Here is a 20,402-nt window from a genome sequence, read left to right on the forward strand (position 1 = left end):
GGGGCTGGTCACGCAATGGCCAGACAGTCCAGCCCATCGCGATAGCCCGCCGCTGCCAGCCGGGGCATGATCTCCTCCCGGGCCCCCACTCTGCCCACATTCAGCAACACGAAAGCCCGGTCCGGTGCCGGCAGACTGTCCCGGTGCACGACGGGCGCCCCAAGAATCCGTTGCCCGACGCGTCCGGGATGGATCTCGATCCAGCCATCCAGGAGCACACCCCGCAGCCGCTTGCGGCTCTCCCGGCCCGCACCCCAGCTGATCAGCACTCGACCGGCGCGCACCCGTTCCAGCTCACGCAGCAGCCAAGGGAGCTTGAGGACCGCGAATGCCTCGGCTGAGTAGCGTGGATCCCGGCGGCTGAGCCGCTCAGGTGAATCACGCCAGCAGAGCAGGCACTGGGGCAGCTTCTCCATCCGGACTCCCGCGTCCAGCCAGCGCAACCATAGTTCATGGTCTTCGGGAAACATGCCATCGCGCCAGCCGCCATGTCGATCGAGCACCGACCGCCGGAACATCACGCTGGGGTGCGCGAGCGGGGCATCGATGAAGCGACCGTTGCGGATCTCGCGCTCCGAGATCAGACTGTTCAGCCAGTCCACGTGGCGCGCGTAGCCCGCGGTGGTGTGATCACCCAGGTGTGCCACACGACACGAAACCAGACCGGTCTCCGGGTGTCGGTTCAGGTGTTCCAGTTGCAGTTGCAGCCGGTCTGGCGCGCAGAGATCATCGGCGTCCATCCGGGCGATCAATGGAGCGCGGCACGACTCCAGACCTCGATTGAGTGCCTGCACCAACCCTTCGGGCGGCTGCAGAAGAACGCGCAGTCGTGGATCCCGTCGGGCGGCAGCCTGCAGGAGCGGGACTGTTTCATCCATGCTGCCGTCATCGACGACCACGATTTCGATTCTGCCAAGCGTCTGGCGGAAGAGGCTGTCCAGGCAGGCGGTCAGATGGGATTCCCCATCCCGCACGGGGACAAGGACCGAGACGAGTGGCCGCGGGTCATCCGCCAAGGGGCTGTGGTTCCACGGGTGGGGCGGGTGTGGGAGCGGTCAGCTTGCTGCGCGTACAGATCCAGTCCAGTACACGGCGCTGGAGAAAACCGGGCAGGCGCGTGTACATCCAGGCGCTCCAGCGTGTGCTGGCGGGCAGAACCAGCAATGCCTGTCCACGCGCCAGGGCCTTCAACGCGCCGCGAGCGACGTCGGCGGCCGGGATGCTGGTGGCCGGGCGGAAACGCAGATCGCCGGCCTCGAAGAACTCCGTATCCACCAGGCCCGGGCAGCAGGTGGTCAGCTGGACCCCACTGCCCTTGAGCTCGTGATGCAGGGCCTGACCGAAGCCCAGCAGAGCATGTTTGCTGGCTGAATACAGTGCATGACCGGGCAGGGGTACCATTCCGGCGAAGGACGCGATGTTCAGAATCCAGCCTCGTCCCTGTGTCACCATGGCGGGCAGCAGGGCACGCGTGAGTGCCAGCGGGCCGTTGATGTTCAGTTCCAGCAGCATGCGCGCCATTCCGGGCGACCCGTCCAGCCGGAACTCTTCCAGCCCACGAGCCGCATTGTTGACCAGAATGCCCGGTTTGTGCTCCAGGGACTCCACCACTTCCAGCAGGTCGCGGATCGTGGCTGCCCGGGAGAGATCGCCCTGGAAGAGCAGCACCTGGACTCCATGGGCTTTTTCCAGCTGCTGTTTCAGTTCCAGCAGGCGCTCGCCGCGCCGTGCGCAGAGCATCAGGTCGGCACCACCGGCAGCCAGTGCCAGAGCAAGTTCACGCCCGATTCCGGAACTGGCGCCCGTGATCAGTGCCAGTTCTCCCGCCGGCCAGGGGCGAGCGCCGCTCATTGGGCCGATTCCAACATCAGCACCTCAGCTCCATTGGGGAACTGAGTGGCCCCATTGCAGCAGTTGATCAGCACCAGACCGCTGTTCACCTGGAAGGCGGCGCGCAGGTCCGCCTCGCTGCTCCGGGGCTCGGTGATCTGGCGGCCTGCGGGAATGTCACCCAGGAAGAAGAAGTGATCCGCATCGGTGGTATCAGGGAAGAGCATCACGTTCACGGGATCGGTGGAGCCGCCGGCATCGTAGTAGCCTCCGAGGAAGGTCTCACCGGCGGGGATTCGTGCGTAGCCCAGCCATTCTCGCGATGTGTTGTAGTTCACGACCAGAAAGAGGTCGCCGCCATCTTCATTGTGAATGCTGGGGCTGAAGATCCTGAAGTTCTGGCCATTGCTGAGACTGATCTGGTTGACGGCGAACACGGTCAGATCGTTGGTCAGCACCAGTTCCGCGCCGGTGAAACCGAAGGGGTTGCCCAGCAATTGGCCTTCCCAGAAGCGTTGCTGGACGGTCCAGCGTACCTGCACATGGTCGGTATTCATCAACAGACGTTCGCTGCCGCCCAGGCCCAGTGTCGTGCGGACTTCGCCATTGACGCTGAATTCCACCGGCTCGACCAGCAGATTCTCGACGATCAGATCGGGATACTCGAGCACCCGGGCCTTCACGGGCAGGGAGAGCGTACCACCGTTGCTGCTGACCCGCAGGACGCTGCGAAGATCCAGTGGCCCACTGAGCTGCGAACGTCGCATTTCAAGCGTCACGCTGGCGTCACCGCTGCCGGATTGGGGTTGCACATCAAGCCAGGTCGGCACGTCCTGAACGCTCCAGTCAAGTTGGCCACCGCCCCGGTTGTGTACCTGCAGGTTCAGCAGGCTTTCGTCCCAGTCAAAATCCAGACTGTCGGGGGAAAGCTCCAGCCATGGCAGTTCTGCGTCACGCTGGAGCACCAGGTTGTGGATTCTGGTTCTGCCGCGCTGGAGAGACACCGGTTCTTCCAGGCGCAGCCAGGGAGACTGATGGATCACCAGCGTGTCTGGGCCTTCGGGCAGGGTGTAGAAGGCGTAGGCTCCCGCCTCATCCGTGCTGAGGTAGGCACCACTCTCGCGCAGGCTGATCAGCACGCCGGCCAGACTGCGCCCGGTGCCATTCTCGCTGAGCTGGCCTTCAAGCATCGGTGGTGAGCTGCGGGTGATTTCCGCCCCCCCGCAGGAGAGCAGGAAGAGCAGGCAGACGACAAGGGCACGGAGTACACGGGACATGACAGTGGTTTCCGAAAGCTGGAGGGCCTGGGTGATCACAGCCAGTGCTTCCCCCGGACCGGGAAGTACCGCCCTGGCAGGACCATGTCTGTGGGCCTGCCTGCGAAACGACCCGCTTAATATAGATTGTTGGCCAGCCAAGAACAGGGCTTCCGGTCGTGCGAACCAAGATCCGGCCGACCCGGAAAACCGACCCTGGCCACCGGTCCCGACTCAACATCCCATGCCAGCTCAAGTGACCCGCCGTGCCCTACCCACGTTCGCTGATGTCCCGATTCCTGATCTGCCTGCTGCTGCTGTGGCCCCTGGGCTCGCAGGCGGCCCGCTTCTGGGGACGCATTCTGTCGGCGGACGGGACAGCCGTGGCCTGGCCCGTGATCCAGGTTCTCGAGGGTCCCCACGGCATCGGGGATTCCCGAGGCTATTTCGCGCTGCCGGATGTGTCCACGGGAACTCTGCAGCTGCTGATCGAAGCCCCCGGGCACTACCCCCTGCGCCAGAACTTTCTCTACCACCGTGAAGGAGCGGCCCAGTTCGTGCTGGTCCCATGGTCCGGCAAGGACCTCTCCTCCACACCCGGCGATCTCCTGCAGCAAGTGGATCGCTCGGCCACCGGCAGCATTCCGGCGTTCGCGGCCCAACTCTGGCCCCGGGACCGGGATGGCGATGGGCTGGCCGAAAGCCTCTTCAATGCCACGGGCCGCCGGTCGGGCTGGAATCTTGACGGGCAGCCCCTGCTGGGGCGCTCACGCGACAATCTGCGCGGACTGGATCGCCTGCTGCCCGAAACACGGGGGCCGCGCCAGTTCCAGCCAGGCGGCCAGGCGGGTGCTCTCTTCAGGGACGATCCCCATGGGGCTCTCTGGGCCGGGGGGGAGTTGCTCGTGCCGCGAGTCTCGCACGCGGATCCCGCCGCCACTCCCGAGGTGCGCCCCCTGGCGGGCAGTCTGGCGCTGGGCGCTGGCAGCGAAGGCGAGTCCAGATTTCAGGGCACCATCGATCTGCGGCTTCTGCCCCAGGACCCCATGCGTCTGAGCTGGGCTCTGGACGGGCGCACGGGCGACAATGGTCTGGGGGCCCATGGGCAGAACACCCTGCGCGGAGTGGAACTGAAACACCAGCGCGCACTGAAACTGGGTGTGCTCAACACCGGCCTGCTGCTGGACGACTGGAGCGAACACGCCCCGATTCCTGCCGAGCGCGAAGAATGGCTGCTGGCGACCGGCAGCGCGCGGGAAACGGGCCGACGCGCCCGGGGCACTGCGCGCTGGTTGGCACCGTTGACACAGGATCTGCGCGTACGTCTGGACCTGCAGCTCGAGTCGCGTCACACACTCCTCGAGCGCGAGGAGCTGGACCGCCTCTACCAACGGGGCTACAGCAGCACCGACTTCAGCAGTGAGGCGTGGTTCGACACGCGCCGGAACAGTGACATGTCCCGCGCGGCGACCGCATTCTCGGTGGACTGGAGTCACAGCCGGGGACGCTTCCAGCTGGCACTCTGGCTCGAGCGGGTGGGCGAAGACCGCACGGGAGCCATTGACGACGGGCCCGGAATCCCGGCTGGCGAGACGGCCTGGGACTCTTGGTTCCACACGCGCGATGCCACGTTCTCCTCCGGTCTGCGCCTCAAGGACCGCTATGCCCTCCGCGGTCCCCTCTCTCTGGATCTTCAGGTGGACGCCCGGTATCAGTACTACCGTTTCGAGCGTCTGCCCAACCAGGCGACCGGCAGCTCGGGCAATCTGGCCTTCGACGACAACCAGCTGGTGCTGGAGCCCCGTCTGGCGCTGATCCTGACGGAACAGGAGAGAACCTGGCAACTGGGCTGGAGCCGGTTCAATCCCATGCTGGATCCGCTGGATTACTGGGACCTGAACCGTTCACCGGAATCGGCCACCAGCGAGCCCTTGTTCGTGGCCGATGCCAGCGGAGTGGCGGTTCCCCGACTGCGTACCGCGCGCCTGCAGAGGCTGGATCTGGGGCTGGAGCATCAGTCGGGCAGAATGCGCAGCGGCATCCAGCTCTGGTATGACCGGCTCGAAGGTCCGATCGGGGCGTGGTACAAGAGCAAGGGCGAATACCTGCCCGATCCTCAATTGTCCAATGGCGGTCGGCTGGAGAGTCTGAACTCCGATTTCTGGGCCGACGGATTGCTGAGCGGGCAGACCCGTCTGCGGGCCTCCTTCCAACTGGGAGTGTCACGCTGGAGAAATGCCCGCCTGATTCTGCCGCTGGAACCGGGCCCGGCCTCCGATCCACTGCCTCCCGACCAGCTTTCCGGAACATTGTATTACGGGGCTGCCGGGCGATTCCGTCTGCGCGATCTGGATCGGCTGGCCGGAAACTCCTGGCCCACGTTCGCGATGTTCATCGGCCTGAGCCGTGAACAGGCCCTGCCTGCCGGGCTGGTGGCCGAGCTGGGATTCGACTGGGAGTATCGTGGAGCCCACGATGCGGATCCCAGTGGCCAGGCCGGACTGCGCCTGCCGGGAACCCGCGAGCTGTCGGCTGCCGTCGAGCTGGAATCTCGTGCCCTGAAAGGGTGGGGGCTGAGGGTCGAGGGACACAATCTGCTCGATCGCCGCTGGCAATCATCCGGAGTGGTGTCACGCCCGCGCGATGGCGGCCCCGCTACCCTGACCCTGCTGCCCGCGGCACCGTTGCGCTATGGCGTGACCCTGATGAGGAGTTGGTGATGCGACTGCCCGAGTACCGCGCCGCAGCGGAGAGCTTGGTCGAGTGGGGACAGATGCTGTACACGCGTGGTCTGTTGGCGGCCCGCGAAGGCAACCTCAGCGTGCGCGTGGGCCCCGGCCAGTTCGCGATCACCCCCGCGGGCAGCTGCAAGGGACGCCTGACTGCGCGCCAGATCCTGCTGGTCAACGAACGCGGCCGGGTCCTGGCCGGACAGGGCCAGCCCAGCAGTGAGACGGCCCTGCATTTGGGCATCTATCGTCACCGGGCCGATGCGTGCGCCGTGGTACACGCCCATCCACCCGTGGCCACCGGATTCGCCGCAGCCGGCCGGGCACTCGAGGCCCCCGTGCTTCCCGAGTTGCTGGTGGAACTGGGCGGTGTGCCGCTTGCGCCCTTTGCCGCGCCGGGAAGCCAGGAACTCTTCGAGAGTGTGCGCCCCCTGATCGCCAGACACGAGGTGCTGCTGCTGGCCAGTCATGGTGCCGTGGCCTTCTCCACCCTCGGTCTCGAGGATGCGGCCCTGCGCATGGAACAGCTGGAGCAGGCGGCCCGAATTCTGCTCACGGCCCACCTGCTGGGTGGAGCGCGCCCTCTGGACCCCACCTGGTTGCGGCAATTGGCCAGGAGTTGACTGGAAGGTCAAAAAACCTATCTTCGGCCCCTGTCCACTGTTTCCTTCACCGGGATCCTTCAGTTCGAACCCGGTCCATCAGCGATGCCGCTTCGCATCCAGGAAACCACCAGCTGCTGCTGGCCTACGGACTCAATGACTCTGGAGATTGGTTCATGCTTCGTCGGGATTCCAGGCTCGCGCCTCGTATCGCTCTTGTGCTTCTGCTGGCGCTGGGGCTTTTCGGCTGCAGTTCCAATCCGCGCTTCGTCAAGCACGACGGCGTGCCTGCCGCCAAGGTCAGTCCGCCCGAACAGGAAGGCTGGCAGGTCGGACAGGTGCTGCGCGGCACGTCCTCCTGGTATGGCAAGCAGTTCCATGGTAGGCCCACCGCCAGTGGCGAGATCTTCAATCAGGATGACATGACCGCGGCCCATCGCAGTCTTCCGCTGGGCACCTGGGTGCAGGTGACCAACATGGCCAATGGCCACAAGGCCGAAGTCAAGATCAATGACCGCGGGCCCTTCGTGGGCGATCGCGTGCTGGATTGCAGCCGGGCCGCCGCCCGGCGGCTGGCCTTCATCAATCAGGGCACCACCGAAGTGGAAATCAGGATTCTCAGCCTGCCCTGACCACGATCTGCCACGAGAGAATCAGCGGGCGATTTCTGATTGGAAATCGCCCGCTGGCTCTCCGGCCGATGGGGCTGCCGTGACGGTCAATGCAGCACCCGTTCCAGCCTCAGACGATCGGTGTCCGCAAAGCGTGCCCGCAAGTGCTCGAGCAGTTTCGGCAGGGTATCAAGGTCCTCGGGCCGCACGAAGTGTCCGCTCTGATCCTTGCGTTCTTCCAGCAACAGTCCGGCGGCCACCTGCGGGGCCTCCTCTTCGCCGCTGCCTTCGGTGCCCTGAGCCGTCGTCAGACCCAGTCGGGCTTTCAGATCGGCCAGCCGAGGATCGTCCGGGAAGGCGCGCAGGGCCAGATTCCATTGCTCGGTGGCGGCGGCCAGATCGCCGTAGACCTGCAACTGGATGGTCGCCTGGGCCAACCGTCCGGTCAGCGCGGCTTCGCTTTCAGGGTAGAGTTCCTGGAGTGTCTGGTAGCGGGCCAGTGCCTGGGCGGGCTGGAATTCGCTCAGCCAGAGCCGCTCGGCGTCGGCCAGCACGATCGCCGCACTGTCGGCCACGGTCATGGTGCGCGGCAGGCCCAGACGATCGCGGGCCGGATTGGCCACCAGCGAGAGCGGATACTCGCGCACAAGCCGTTCCAGCAGGGCCTTGCCTTGATCGGGCTGCTTGAGGCTCTCTTCCTTGAGCAGAGCCCAGCTGAACAGCAGGCGACTGTGGCGCAGATCACTGCCCTTGAGCGAATCCAGCCGAGCCATCAGGCTGTCGGCCCCCAGCGGATCGCGCATCCGGTAGTTGAGCAGTTCGGCCAGTTCGAATTGCTGATCGTAGCTCAACAGGGCCAAACTGTCGAGGCGTGCTGCGATGGCCAGCGAGTCCACGGCCGGCGAATGGCTGAGCGTATCCAGGACACTGGCGATCAGCAGACTGTCGAGGCGTGCCGTGCGCAGGTCCTGCGCGATCTGGGCCAGGGAATCGGCCTCCACGGCCCGTTCCAGGCTGTCGCTGCGGGCCTCTTCCTTCTGGCGTCTGTTCTGGAAGAGTTTGCGGCGTCCACCGCCGCGCTGGGGTACATCCAGCAATGGCGTTTCTTCGGGCGTTGCCGCGGCAATGGATACCGTGTCGGGAGGCACCAGAGCCCTGGACCAGGCCCAGCCGGGCAGGCTGTCTGCCACGGCGGCCATCGAATCGGCCAGCTCGGGCAGGCGCCCCGCGTAGGATGCGCGCAGGCTGCTGTCAACGGCGGCACGCGCCCGCTCGATCAGGTTCAGGCTGTCCTGGGTGACGCGAGTGCGCAAGCTGCCCAGCTGAGCGCGCACCCAGTAGACTCTGGCACTGTCGGGATCCAGCGACCAGCGGGTTTGCTGGATGGCGTTCTCGGACTCCAGCAGGCGTTCACGCACGGCATCCAGCCCATCCAGATCCGCCAGGCGTGCCGTGCTGCTGTCGGCCCAGGCCCCGCGAGTCACTTCCTGTTTGCTGCGCGTGTAGTACACACGGGCACTGTCCGCCTGCCCCAGTTGATAGAGCCAGGTATCGCCAATCTGGAAGGCCGCGGCGGCGGCGCTGGGAGTCCGCGGAAACTTCTCGAGAAGTGCGTTGTAGGCAATCAGCGATGGCTCCAGCTCTCCCATCGCCAGCAGCAGGGAGGCCCGGCGCAGGGCAATCTGGTCGGCCAGGTCATGAAAGCGTTCGTCCTTTTCAAGACGGGACACCTTCTGATCCGCGCGGGGAAAGCGTTCCAGCTGGATCAGGTTGTCCACTTCGGCCAGGGCCGCCTCCAGTTCGGCCATCCGGCCGGGATGGTAACGCCCGACGCGCCCGAAGTGCTTCACCGCTTCGCGAGGGTCGCCCAGTTGCTCATGGGTATGCCCGAGGGCCAGATTCAACAGTCCCTTGCGGGCCCGCTGGCGCGTGCGATGGAGCACCTCAAGCTGGATTTCGGCCAGCCGGGACCACTGCTCTTCCAGCCGGGCCAGATTGCCTTCGATTTCCAGTTTCTGCAGCTGGTCTTCCCGGTCGAGGCGCTCATCGTTGAGCGCCGCCAGGGTCCGTCGACAGTCTTCCAGTCGGTCCAGCTCGAGGTAGGTCCGGGCCCGCCAGACGCGTGACGGCTCGATGAGTCTGGACTCGGGGTAATTGCTCTCCAGCTCATCGAACTTGCGCAGGGCACGGTGGTGCTGGCCCATTTCCAGATAACACAGTCCGATCAACAGGATCGTGTCATCCACCCAGCGACTCTCGGGGTAGAACTGCAGCAGCTTGGAGCTGACGGTATTGCTCTGCTTGAATTGGGCCTCGCCCGCATTGGCCCCCGAGCTCTCGAGCTTCTTCTTGAGGCCATCCTTGTAGGACGCGCGGGCGTTGTAATACGTATTGAAATAGGCACAGCCCCCCAGTCCTGCCAGGAGCACACAGAGCAGCATCAGTCGGGGAGCACGCAAAAGGAAGCCTCGTGATTGGAACTGGCCTGATCCCGTGACCCGGGAGTCCGGGGCACAAGGTAGGGAGAAACCGCTGGCAATGGTATCGGTTCCCGCGCGGGGGGCTTCAGCGACGGAGCGCGCCAGGCTCAGTCTTCGGCCAGGATGGGCAGCCAGTGCTGGCAGTCACCGGACAGCCAGAGACTGCGCCCCGTGAAGGGGCCGGGTTCCGGATTGACTTCCAGCACCGGCAACCCCTGTTCCAGCGTTCCGGCAATCAATCCGGCGGCCGGCCAGACCCGGGCGGAAGTGCCCACGACCAGCAGCAGGTCCAGCCAGTCCAAGCCGCGCGCCAGTCCCTGCACCGCGACCTCGGGCAGGGACTCGCCGAACCAGATCACCGCGGGGCGCAGGGCAGCCCCACAGAACGGGCAGGCGGGAACTCCGGCCATCCGGACCGCCGATTCCATGGGCGTGTGACTCGAACAGTCAGTGCAGCGTGCCTGCCGCAGAGTGCCGTGCAGCTCCACCACGGCGCGTGAACCGGCCAGCTGGTGCAGGCCATCGACATTCTGGGTCAGGAATCGCACTGAGTGTCGGCCGGCGAGACCGGCCAGGGCCAGATGCCCCGGAGTGGGAACGGCCTGCTGGAGGGCCGCGAAACGCCAGCGGTACCAGTCCCAGACCCGTCGGGGATCCTGGGCGAAGGCTGTCGGTGTGGCCAGGTCTTCCGAGCGCAGACCGCGCCAGAGCCCATCCGGTCCACGAAAGGTCTTCAGACCGGCTGCCAGCGAGAGTCCCGCGCCACTCAGCACAAGCAGGCGGCGTGAGTCCCGCAGCAGGGTCCGGGCTTGCCGGAGAGTGTCCGATCCGGAGTGCGTGGGGCGATCCTCGCAGGGCTACTTGAGCAGGACCGCCCGCTGGATGGCCTCGGGACGGCCGTTGACTTCCAGACTCAGGAAGTAGAGTCCGCTGGACTGACCCGAGAGGTCCACCGTGCATGCATGGGTGCCGGGCGCCAGCATGCCGAGCGGCATCCGCATGACCTGTTGTCCCTGGAGATTGTAGACGGTCAGTCCGCTGTCACCGGCGCGGGCCAGCTCAAGCTGCACGCGTGTGACAGGGTTGAAAGGATTGGGGGCCAGGCTCAGTCCGAAGACCGCCGGACGATCCAGGGGAGTGCCGTCCACGCCCGTGCCATTCAGTTGCCAGTCGATCAGGCGATCCAGCAGGGTCTGGACCGAGAGGAACACGGTGCCCGAGGGATGCACCGATTCAAGGCTGAAGGCCAGCATCACCAGCCGCGCACCGCTCTGCAGCTCGCGGACCGCACCGGCGATTCCGCCCGCTTGCCAGTCGAGGATCGGGGTGGCGTCCGAGCAGAGCAGTTCGCGAGCCGGCAGCTGCTGGTTGTACGCGCCCAGTGCACCCGCGAGCAGCACACGTTCGGCGGGTGCGATCAGTTCCAGCGCCGGGTCGCCCACCAGGATCGGGGTGCTGTTCACCATCTCGCCCCAGCTGATTCCAGCCAGGCCGGTCAGGCCGCTGCCCAGGTCCTCGTGCCAATGCTGGCCGATCAGCATCAGATTGCCCCCAGCCTGGAGACGACTGACCATGGCCTGCTGTTCCGTGCCGCTCAGGGGATTGTCGGTGGTGCCGCAGAACCAGATCACCAGTTCGTAGCGGTCCATGTCAGCGGGGGCGGTGGCGCTGTCGGGCCCGATCCGGTTTTCCCAGCTGTAGCCCAGAGCCTCGAGGCCCGGGGTGAGATAGGCGATGTCTTCGGGGGAATCACTCTGGTTCACCAGCAACACGTCGGCTCGGCCGACCGCGAGCGGAACCACCAGCTCCTGGGGCCAGCCTTCGGTGTCCTGGCAATGCAGGATCATGCTGCGGTTTCCCGGGGTGATCCCGGCCAGCGCGCGCACGCGCAGGGCCTGGGCTCCGCTGCCGAATTCCTGGTTCTCCTCGATGGGCCCCGTGCTGAACTCTCCGTCCAGAATCTCCAGCCAGGGCGCGGAGTCGGGCAACAGGCTGAAATTCAGGCCGTTGAGCACGGCGCCGTCGTTGCGGAACTGAAGCGACAGGGTGGCCTCTTCTCCGGGATCGAGCCAGTTGTCACCGCTTTCGTCCCAATCCACGGACACCGAAAGCACACGCAGATCCTGATGGCTGAAGTACTGGAAGAAATCGGCGTACATCGTGTCCGCCGGATCGGAGATGTTGACCACCGAGACCGGGCTGTCGCTGCCGCCGTACGGCAGGCTGGAGGGCGTGCTGGCCAGATCGAAACGCCGATTGTCGTGGCTGCCCGGGAAAGGGTCGCCCGCGTCGGCGGAGTAGCCGTGATTCAGGTCCTGGTTGCCGTCGGCCTGCTCCAGATCCACCTTGTAATGAAAGTCGTTCGAGTTGCCATTGACCGATTCGTCCACATGCCAGATCAGCAGGCCTTCGTTGGCCAGATCCAGATCCCAGGCGGCGCGCTGACGATTCTCGATCAGGAAGTACTGCGCAGGATTCTGCGGCAGGTTCAGACGGATCACCTGATCACTGAGGTGCACGCTGGGCAGTCCGTGATCCAGCAGTTCGCCGTTGGTGCTCACGACGGTGGACCAGCCAAGCTGCGTCCGGCACCAGGCCGAGAAACTGACCGGGCGATTGGGGCCCCCGAAGGTCCCACCCCACGAGCCACCGGCCATCACGCACCAGGTGCCGACACCCGTGCTGCTGTAGTCCGTGTCGTACAGATCGGGCAGGCCCAGGTTGTGTCCGAATTCGTGAACATACACGCCGATCTCGGCCTGATCGCTGCCCTGGATCTCGGGCTGCATGGTGTAGTCCCAGATCTGGACGCCGTCCAGCGTGAGGGGGCCCACCCCAAACAGGGACCAGCGGTGGCTCCAGATGTTGGTCTGGTTGCCTTCCTCGGCTCCCGGTCCGGAATGGACGACCAGCAGTCCGTCGACCGTGCCGTTGCCATCGTTGTCGAACTGGGAGAAATCCACGTCGGGATCCGCGGCCAGCACGGCTTCGACCACCAGCTCCTGGGCGACTTCATACCCCTGATTGTAGCCATAGTAGTTGTGGGGATGAGCGGCCGTGTACCATTGTGTGACGGTGGCGGTGGTGCCGAAACGCCCGGCGCTCATGGACTGATAGAAATCGCGGAACGAGCCGACGTTGCCGTAGCCCGGCTGATTCATCATCGCCTCGAAGTTGGCCGGCTGGTAGGAATTGCCCGCGTCCGGATACTCGATCATGATCAGCAGCACGTTCCACTCGCCATCCACGCGCGCCTCACGTGCCGTGGGCCGGCTGCCGTCGGGACGCAATTCCCGCTGCTCACGCAGGGACCGGAGGTGTTCATGCATCCAGTCCGGATCGGGCTCGAGGCCCAGTGCGGACTCCGGCGCCCCGCCCCGTGCCGACCAGAGCCGGGGTCCGGGCATCAGCGAGCCGTTGCTGGCCCGACTGGCGAAGCGCCAGTCACCCGCGGCATCACAGAGCAGGGTATGCCCCGATTCGCTGACGGCCCAGTTGCAGAACTCGTCGCCCACCAGCCGGTAACGCAGGGTGTCACCGTGCTGGACGGTGGTCTTCCAGCCTGGCTGGGCGGGCACAGCCAGCAGGGTACCGGCAAGGGACAGGCTGAGCAACAGGGCAAGTTGGGCGCGGCGAATCATGCGAACTCCACGATGAAGGCGGTGACGGGTCTGGGTTTCACGACAACTGCGTGATCCCGATGACGATCGCGCAGGAAAATACACGGAAAATCCGAAGGAACCGTTGCTTGCGGCCGCCGAAGTTGTGAGTCGGCACCCGCAGCGAGCAGGGCAGCCATTGCATCATCGGTTGCTTCCGGCGCCCGATTCTCCCGGAATGGGTTGTTTCCGGCCCCGATCCGGCAATTTCCTGCTCATTCGAACGCACTTTCATGCGCTTTCTTGCAAAGGCGATCGGCTTGCGCGGTTTCCCACGCGGGGCGACCGGGCCCCGGGCATGCTGCGAAAGAGTTCTTTCAAAGCAAAATCAATGCCAGCCGGAGGGACACTCTTGCGGCGCAGGGATTCAGGCAGAGTGGATCGGGATCAGCCGTTGGGCAGGAGGCAGAGCAGACGGCCACCGGGAAGCGGCCAATCCCTGAGAGGGATGCGGCGCGCGCGGCCTCGGCGATCCTGGAGCCAGCCAGGTTCGGTGGCGCTGGCGGCATGGTATTCCATGCGGTCTTCGAGTCGATCGCCGGGCTGCATGCCCGCCAGCTCCTCAATGGCTCCGCTGCCGGGTGACACCTGGATCACACTGCCCTGGGCATCCAGAATCAGAAAGGGCAGGGGGTGCAGGCGGATCAGCTTGTCCAGATAGTCCGAACGGCAGAACTCCACCAGTTCCTGTTGCAGGTCGCGCTCGCCCGGTCCGTTCTGCCAGAGGTTCCATTCGTCCAGGTACTCCGTCAGACGAGCGTGCAGGGACTGGCCGTCCAGTGTGGGCGGGTCCACTGCGGGAACGCTGGCCTTGTGCTCGGTGTGTCCCGACGTCAGGTTCTGCTGCATCTGGTTCAGGCGCCGACTCAATTCATCCAGACGGGCCTGAAGCAGTCGGTCTCCCGTGTCCCCGGGGGCCCCGGCACCGGGCAGCGGCTCGTGCCCGTGTCCGGCCTCCAGCATGCGGCCCGCACGCTGCAGAGGGTGCTCGTCTCCTTCCCGGACAGCGTCCCGCAGCAAGGGCAGATAGCTGGAGCGATAGCGGGCGGGAAAACGATCCCGCTGCTCTTCTCCTTGCTGGAGTTCTCCGGACATCTGTGAAATCTTGAGCTGGGTGAACCTGACCTGGGACTTCTGGTCTTCCGGCCTCGCGTCATCGCGCATGGGGAAGCTGGCGTGTCGGATCCGATGGAACGGCGCGTTCCCTCCCGCGGGCCCGATGGCCTGGGGATGAGACACGTGCTCCCGGATTGGATCTCGACGACTCATCCTATCACTTCCTGACAGAAAAGGCAAACCAAAGTTGGCGGGTCGACAATTGTGGCAAGCGTAGCTCTTCCCCTCCAACTGAATGGAAATGCAGGGGATGAAGGAGACTCAGCAGTGAGCGTTGTGGGGGGACGGGGCGTCAGCTGTTGAACGGGCCGAAATCTAACAGAAAGGACGCAGACCTGCCCGTGGGCGGATCCGCGTCCCAAGAAAGAATGAGTCTGTCCTACAGGATGCGATTCAGGCGGGCGATGAACAGGCGCTTGAGCAGCTCCTTCTCATCGGCCACATCCACCAGATCCACATCCAGGGTCTTCATGAATTCAATCAGACAACGTATCAGGCTGTTCTTGGTGATGCGTTCATGCTTGCGCGTGCGCTGGCGCATGACCTTCATGACCACATCTTCCAGGTACTTCTGCTGCTCGGCACTGATCAGGATCGACAGTTTCGATTCGTAGGTCTGGTACTTGGGGATGTGACTGGGGCTCTCCTCGCTCGCTACCTGTCGGGAGCGCACCAGATCGTTCGTGTAGAAATTCATCCCTGTCTCCTTGCTTGACGCCAGTTCCAAAGCAAGGGGGATGCCAGTTTTGCAAACGTTGATAATCAAGGACTTGCGGGGCTTCCAAAGGCCTGAAGGCCAGAAGTTCGGAATATTCCCACCCGCGCCGGGCAGAATGTGCCGAGCCTGTTTCAGCGAGACAGAAGGCGGTCCGCGGCGCGCACGGGATCCAGCCCCTGCTCCAGAATGCCGTGTTCCAGTTCGGCCAGCAGCTCCCTGATGCCGGGGCGATTCCAGAATCTGGTGAGCAGTTCGTCCTGAACCATGGTCCGCAGCCAGTCCAGTGCCTGTTCGCGGCGATGGCGCTCCACGCCGCCACCCAGGGTCTCAAGATGCTGACGGTGTGCCGCAAGGCATTCCAGCACCTGATTGAGGCCCTGTGCTTCCAGTGCCGAGATGCAGCCCACGGGTACCGACCAGCCCGCGGTGGCGGGAGGCAGCAGGTGCAGGGCCTGGCCATAGTCGTTGGCCGTGCGCTCGGCCGCACTCCGGCTCTCGCCATCGGCCTTGTTGATGAACAGACCATCGGCCAGTTCCATGATGCCGCGCTTGATGCCCTGCAGGCTGTCCCCGCTGCCCGGCAGCAACAGCAGCAGAAACACGTCGACCATGGTGCGCACCAGGCCTTCGCTCTGGCCGACGCCCACGGTCTCCACGAAGATCCGGTCGAATCCTGCGGCTTCGCAGACACGGATCGCTTCGCGCGTGCGTCGCCCCACTCCCCCAAGATTGCCCGCACTGGGCGACGGCCGGATGAAGGCCGCCGGCTCGCGCGCCAGGCGTTCCATGCGGGTCTTGTCACCCAGGATGCTGCCTCCCGAGAGGCTGCTCGAGGGATCCACGGCCAGCACGGCCACCCTGTGCCCGCTGTCGATCAGCTGCATCCCGAAGGCGTCCAGAAAGGTGCTCTTGCCGGCTCCGGGAGGACCCGAGATCCCGATGCGCCAACTGTCGGGGCGCTCCGGCAGGCCGTCCAGAAGTTCACGGGCCTGCTGGCGGTGGTCTTCACGCGTGCTTTCCACCAGCGTGATCGCGCGGGCCAGGCTGGCCCGGTCGCCCGCGAGCACGCCCGACAGCAGGTCTCGATCGCTCGCCTTGCCACTGCCGGATGTCATGCGCCTGGATCCAGCGAATAGCCCAGGGACTCGGCCAGATCGCGGATCACCTTTTCCGCCGCCTCGGGAATCACGGTGCCCGGTCCGAAGATCTCGCTGGCGCCGGCCTGGTAGAGGAAGTCATAGTCCTGGCGCGGAATCACGCCGCCCGCGATCACGCGGATGTCGCCACGCCCCAGGGCCGCCAGTTCCTGAACCAGCTGGGGAATCAGGGTCTTGTGTCCCGCGGCGAGGCTGCTCACGCCCACGATGTGCACGTCGTTCTCGACCGCCTGGCGCGCCACCTCGGCGGGAGTCTGGAACAGCGGGCCCACGTCCACGTCGAAGCCCATGTCGGCAAAGGCGGTGGAGATCACACGGGCGCCCCGGTCGTGTCCGTCCTGGCCCATCTTGACCACCAGCATGCGCGGGCGACGCCCATCGCGACTGGCGAACTGCTCCGTGAGACGACGGACCCGATCGAACTGCCCGCCACTGATTTCCTGGCGGTAGACACCGCTGATCGTCTTGTTCACCGCGCGGTGCCTCCCCCACACTTTTTCCAGCGCCAGCGAAATCTCGCCGAGGCTGGCCCGGGCCCGTGCCGCATCCACGGCCAGATCCAGCAGATTGCCCTCGCCGGATCCGGCACACGCGGTGAGCGCGGCCAGTCGATGTTCCACATCGGCACTGTCGCGATTGGCGCGCAACTGGCGCAGGCGTTCGACCTGGGACTCGCGCACGGCGCTGTTGTCCACTTCCAGAATCTCGATCTCGCTCTCTTCCATGGGCCGCAGCCAGTTCACGCCCAGAATGATGTCCCGCCCACTGTCGATGCGGGCCTGGCGACGGGCGGCGACTTCTTCGATGCGCTGCTTGGGCAGCCCCGATTCAATGGCCTTGGCCATCCCGCCCAGAGCTTCCACTTCGCGGATGTGGGTGCGCGCCCGGGCCGCCAGTTCGCGGGTCAGGCTTTCCACATACCAGCTGCCGCCCCAGGGGTCGGCCACCCGGCAGATTCCGCTCTCGTCCTGCAGCAGCAACTGTGTGTTGCGCGCGATGCGGGCGCTGAAATCCGTGGGCAGGGCGATGGCTTCGTCCAGAGCGTTGGTGTGCAGGCTCTGGGTGTGACCCATGGCGGCTCCCAGGGCTTCCATGGTGGTGCGTGCGATGTTGTTGAAGGGGTCCTGTTCCGTGAGACTCCAGCCCGAGGTCTGGCTGTGGGTGCGCAGACACGAGGAGCGCGGGTTGGCCGGCTTGAAGTCGGCCAGCAGTTCGGCCCAGAGCATGCGGGCGGCGCGCAGCTTGGCGATTTCCATGAAGACGTTCATGCCGATGGCCCAGAAGAAGCTGAGTCGCGGCGCGAAGTCGTCGATCGAGAGGCCGGCCGCCAGTCCGGTACGCAGGTACTCCAGACCGTCGGCCAAGGTGTAGGCCAGTTCCAGGTCGGCACTGGCACCCGCCTCCTGCATGTGATAGCCCGAGATGCTGATGCTGTTGAAGCGCGGCATCTCGCGGGCCGTGTAGCGGAAGATGTCGCCAATGATCCGCATCGAGGGCGCCGGGGGGTAGATGTAGGTGTTGCGGACCATGAACTCCTTGAGGATGTCGTTCTGGATCGTGCCGCTGAGCTGGCGTGTGCTCACGCCCTGCTCCTGGGCGGCCACGATGTAGAGCGCCATCACGGGCAGCACCGCCCCGTTCATGGTCATCGAGACGGACATCTGGTCAAGGGGAATCCGGTCGAAGAGAATCCGCATGTCCAGGATCGAGTCGATGGCCACGCCGGCCTTGCCCACATCACCGACCACCCGTTCGTGATCCGAATCGTAACCGCGGTGAGTGGCCAGATCGAAGGCGATGGACAGCCCCTTCTGGCCCATGGCCAGGTTGCGGCGGTAGAAGGCGTTGCTCTCCTCCGCCGTGCTGAACCCGGCGTACTGGCGCACGGTCCAGGGGCGCTGGACATACATCGTGGGGTAGGGGCCACGCGTGTAGGGCGGCAAGCCGGGCAGCCCCGGTCCGTCGACGTCCGGGTCAAGATCCCGGGCCGTGTACAGGGATTTCAGCTCGATTCCCTCGGGACAGTCCAGGGCAGTGGTCGTGTCACTGTGGGTGCGGGAGCGCGGAAAACTCAGGGTCTGTCCGCGAAAGTCGGGGCACTCAGCCACGGGGGCCTCCTTCCAACTCGTCCAGCAGACCGGCCAGGCGGTCCAGCTGTTCTCCATTCAGATGGATGTATTCCAGACGGTGGGCCGGGTCGGCCCAGGTTCCCAGCAAGGGTTCCAGCACACGCGGGTGCCCGGCCAGGATCAGGCGTGTCCCGGGACTGAGGCTGTCGCGCAGACTCAGCACGCCTTCCAGCATGCCCGGGTAGGCCGCATCGGCGGCGCAGAGCAGCAGGACCGGGGGGCGGCCGGCCAGCAGGGTGGCCGCCACGCTTTCCCCGTTTCCGGCATCGTGTGCTTCCACCGAGATTCCACCGACGGCGAGAAACTGGGTCAGAAAGTCACTGCGTGCACGCAGGCTGCCATCGGAATCCAGTCGCAGCATGGGCAGAACGGCATTCTCGAGACGGGCGGCGCGACGTCGCAGGGCTTCGAACGGTTCGGCCACGCGCGTGCAGGCAAGAGCTGTGCCACAGGCCTCCTCGCGGCCCGCCAGGCTGGGCAGCAGGCTGCGCCAGTCCTCGCTGGCGGCGCGCTCGAAGGCTTCTTCCAGGCTGGTGCAGTCTTCACCTTCCTCGTCATCCAGGGGTGGAATCCCGGTGGTTCCGGTGCTCTCAGGCAGCGAGGGGGCCGCCAGATTCACGTAGCGATTCACGCCCACCAGAATGCGCCGACCGTGAGCCAGAGCCTTGTGCTCGGCCTCGGCCGCTTCCCGGTGCCAGGTCGCCACCAGCCCCGTGCTCCAGGCCTGTTCCAGTCCTCCGGCTTCTTCGATCTGCTGGAATTTCTGCCAGGCCGCTTCCGCGAGCATGCGGGTCCGGTTCTCGATGAACCAGGAGCCTCCGCCCGGATCATCGACTCGCTCGAGGAAGGCTTCGTGTCTCACGAGCGCCGGTGTGGTCCGGGCCAACCGGCGCGCAAGCCGACGATCGCGCGCCGGCAGTGCGGCCATGCCGTGCTGCCAGTGGCTGATGCCGTCCAGCCAGGTGCCGCAGCAGAGGCAGTCAGCACCGGCACAGGCTGCGGCGGCCAGCTGGTTGCTCAGCCGCAACTGATTGCTCCAGGGGTCCAGCAGCGAGAGTTCGCGCCAGGATGTCCGCGCCCGCAGGGGCAGTCGCCGGGACTCTTCGGGCAGGCCCCAGCCTTCCAGAACCTGATCAATCAGGACTCGCAGGGCGCGGAACTTGGCGATGGTGGTGAAGAACTCACGGTCGCAAGCCAGCGCGGTGCTGAAGTGGTGCATCACACCAGCGGGGTCGGCTCCCAGCGCGGTCAGGCCACGCAACTGGCCGTGCAGGCTGGCCAGCACAAGGGCCAGTTCTTCCGCGGCGCCCAGCCCGACTTCGTGCCAGGGCTGACCGTCGGCCCCGAAGAAATGCCAGGCCGGCAGTCCGCGATGCCCCCACTGCAGCAGGCTGTTGGCCTGTTGCCAGACCCGCGCCCAGCCTCCGCGCACACTGCCGGTCAGGGGCAGTGCGGTGTACGGATCGGACAGCAGGCGCACGCGCAGGGCTCCCGCCTCATGGCCTGTCTGTTCCAGGGCCTGTCGCAGCATGCCCGCGCAGGGCAGCAGGGCATCGCGTGTGTCCATCCACAGTTCAAGGCGCTCGATGGGCAGCGAGCCCAGCAGGGCGGCCAGGCTGTCCGCGTCACGCCAGTCGGGCTGTCCGGACTTCCAGGGGGCGGGCAACCAGAGCGGGCTCAGGTCCAGGGCGTCCACACCCTGTTCCACGGCCTCTTCGAACACGCGCCGGGTTTCACCCGTATCGGGCGCACCCAGATCCTGCAGAATGTGCCAGGCGCGTGTGGTCCGGTGGCGGGCCGCCTCGCCCACGGGCTGGGCTCCGGGGCTGTCCTCCGTGTACACGGGGTCGGTGATCAGTCCTGCACTGTCCTTGCCGCGCAGGCTTCGGTCAAAATCAGCGCCAGCCAGCGCGGCTTCGGCAAGCTCGCGCCAGCGGGCGAACTCCGCCCGCGGAAAACGGGAGAAGGGATCGCTGCTCATGGGTGGATCTTTCTGCTGGGAACAATCGAACCGGGCGTTTCCGGGCATGGACGCATGCCGGATGTCCGGGCGTGTTTCAGAGGGGGATGCTGGGTGGGCACATGAGTTTGCACGTGAACCAGATCAAGCAGGAC

The 20,402-nt window shown here is 65.5% G+C and carries 15 protein-coding genes; 3 read left to right on the top strand and 12 right to left on the bottom strand.

Features of this window, described 5'->3' with window-relative positions; translation table 11 throughout:
- Positions 1-8: 8 nt before the first annotated feature.
- From H6678_12560 to H6678_12570, 3 genes are read right to left on the bottom strand one after another with little or no spacing between them, the layout of a single operon-like run.
- A complete protein-coding gene (locus tag H6678_12560) occupies positions 9-1,016 on the bottom strand; it encodes a glycosyltransferase (protein MCB9474629.1) in 1,008 nt (335 codons plus the stop codon).
- Positions 1,006-1,851: an SDR family NAD(P)-dependent oxidoreductase gene (locus tag H6678_12565; GenBank protein ID MCB9474630.1), complete on the bottom strand. Its 846-nt coding sequence runs from the start codon at positions 1,849-1,851 to the stop codon at positions 1,006-1,008. Before H6678_12565 ends, H6678_12560 begins: the two co-directional genes overlap by 11 nt.
- Positions 1,848-3,107, bottom strand: a complete 1,260-nt coding sequence (locus H6678_12570) for a hypothetical protein (GenBank protein ID MCB9474631.1) — start codon at positions 3,105-3,107, stop codon at positions 1,848-1,850. The genes H6678_12565 and H6678_12570 overlap by 4 nt, the downstream gene beginning before the upstream one ends.
- 245 nt (positions 3,108-3,352) lie before the next feature.
- Between H6678_12570 and H6678_12575 the strand changes: the two genes are divergently transcribed.
- The 3 genes from H6678_12575 (at position 3,353) to H6678_12585 (ending at position 7,049) form a co-directional block, all read left to right on the top strand.
- Positions 3,353-5,806 (top strand): carboxypeptidase regulatory-like domain-containing protein, encoded by a 2,454-nt coding sequence (locus H6678_12575; protein ID MCB9474632.1) that lies wholly within the window; start codon positions 3,353-3,355, stop codon positions 5,804-5,806.
- A complete protein-coding gene (locus H6678_12580; GenBank protein MCB9474633.1) occupies positions 5,806-6,438 on the top strand; it encodes a class II aldolase/adducin family protein in 633 nt (210 codons plus the stop codon). The genes H6678_12575 and H6678_12580 overlap by 1 nt, the downstream gene beginning before the upstream one ends.
- Before the next feature lie 155 nt (positions 6,439-6,593).
- A complete protein-coding gene (locus H6678_12585) occupies positions 6,594-7,049 on the top strand; it encodes a septal ring lytic transglycosylase RlpA family protein (protein ID MCB9474634.1) in 456 nt (151 codons plus the stop codon).
- Between the two features lie 86 nt (positions 7,050-7,135).
- Here the strand turns inward: H6678_12585 and H6678_12590 are convergent, their stop codons facing one another.
- The 9 genes from H6678_12590 to H6678_12630 form a co-directional block, all read right to left on the bottom strand.
- Positions 7,136-9,487 (bottom strand): tetratricopeptide repeat protein, encoded by a 2,352-nt coding sequence (locus H6678_12590; protein MCB9474635.1) that lies wholly within the window; start codon positions 9,485-9,487, stop codon positions 7,136-7,138.
- Between the two features lie 128 nt (positions 9,488-9,615).
- Entirely contained in the window at positions 9,616-10,281 is a 666-nt protein-coding gene (locus H6678_12595; protein MCB9474636.1) for an NAD-dependent deacylase, read from the bottom strand.
- Positions 10,282-10,365: 84 nt separating this feature from the next.
- Complete coding sequence (locus H6678_12600; protein ID MCB9474637.1) at positions 10,366-13,149, bottom strand: M6 family metalloprotease domain-containing protein; 2,784 nt, start codon at positions 13,147-13,149, stop codon at positions 10,366-10,368.
- A gap of 37 nt (positions 13,150-13,186) precedes the next feature.
- The gene (locus H6678_12605; protein MCB9474638.1) at positions 13,187-13,402 is read right to left on the bottom strand and encodes a hypothetical protein; all 216 of its coding nucleotides are present in this window, start codon (positions 13,400-13,402) and stop codon (positions 13,187-13,189) included.
- Between the two features lie 152 nt (positions 13,403-13,554).
- Positions 13,555-14,262, bottom strand: a complete 708-nt coding sequence (locus H6678_12610; protein ID MCB9474639.1) for a hypothetical protein — start codon at positions 14,260-14,262, stop codon at positions 13,555-13,557.
- Positions 14,263-14,662: 400 nt separating this feature from the next.
- A complete protein-coding gene (locus tag H6678_12615; protein MCB9474640.1) occupies positions 14,663-14,980 on the bottom strand; it encodes a hypothetical protein in 318 nt (105 codons plus the stop codon).
- 152 nt (positions 14,981-15,132) lie between these two features.
- Positions 15,133-16,116 (bottom strand): methylmalonyl Co-A mutase-associated GTPase MeaB, encoded by a 984-nt coding sequence (meaB, locus tag H6678_12620; protein MCB9474641.1) that lies wholly within the window; start codon positions 16,114-16,116, stop codon positions 15,133-15,135.
- Entirely contained in the window at positions 16,113-18,323 is a 2,211-nt protein-coding gene (scpA, locus tag H6678_12625) for a methylmalonyl-CoA mutase (GenBank protein ID MCB9474642.1), read from the bottom strand. Before scpA ends, meaB begins: the two co-directional genes overlap by 4 nt.
- Positions 18,259-20,268, bottom strand: coding sequence for a hypothetical protein (locus H6678_12630; protein ID MCB9474643.1), 2,010 nt, complete (start codon positions 20,266-20,268; stop codon positions 18,259-18,261). Before H6678_12630 ends, scpA begins: the two co-directional genes overlap by 65 nt.
- Between the last annotated feature and the right edge of the window lie 134 nt (positions 20,269-20,402).

The sequence above is a fragment of the Candidatus Delongbacteria bacterium genome (genome assembly GCA_020634015.1).
In the GTDB taxonomy this organism is placed as follows: domain Bacteria; phylum CAIWAD01; class CAIWAD01; order CAIWAD01; family CAIWAD01; genus JACKCN01.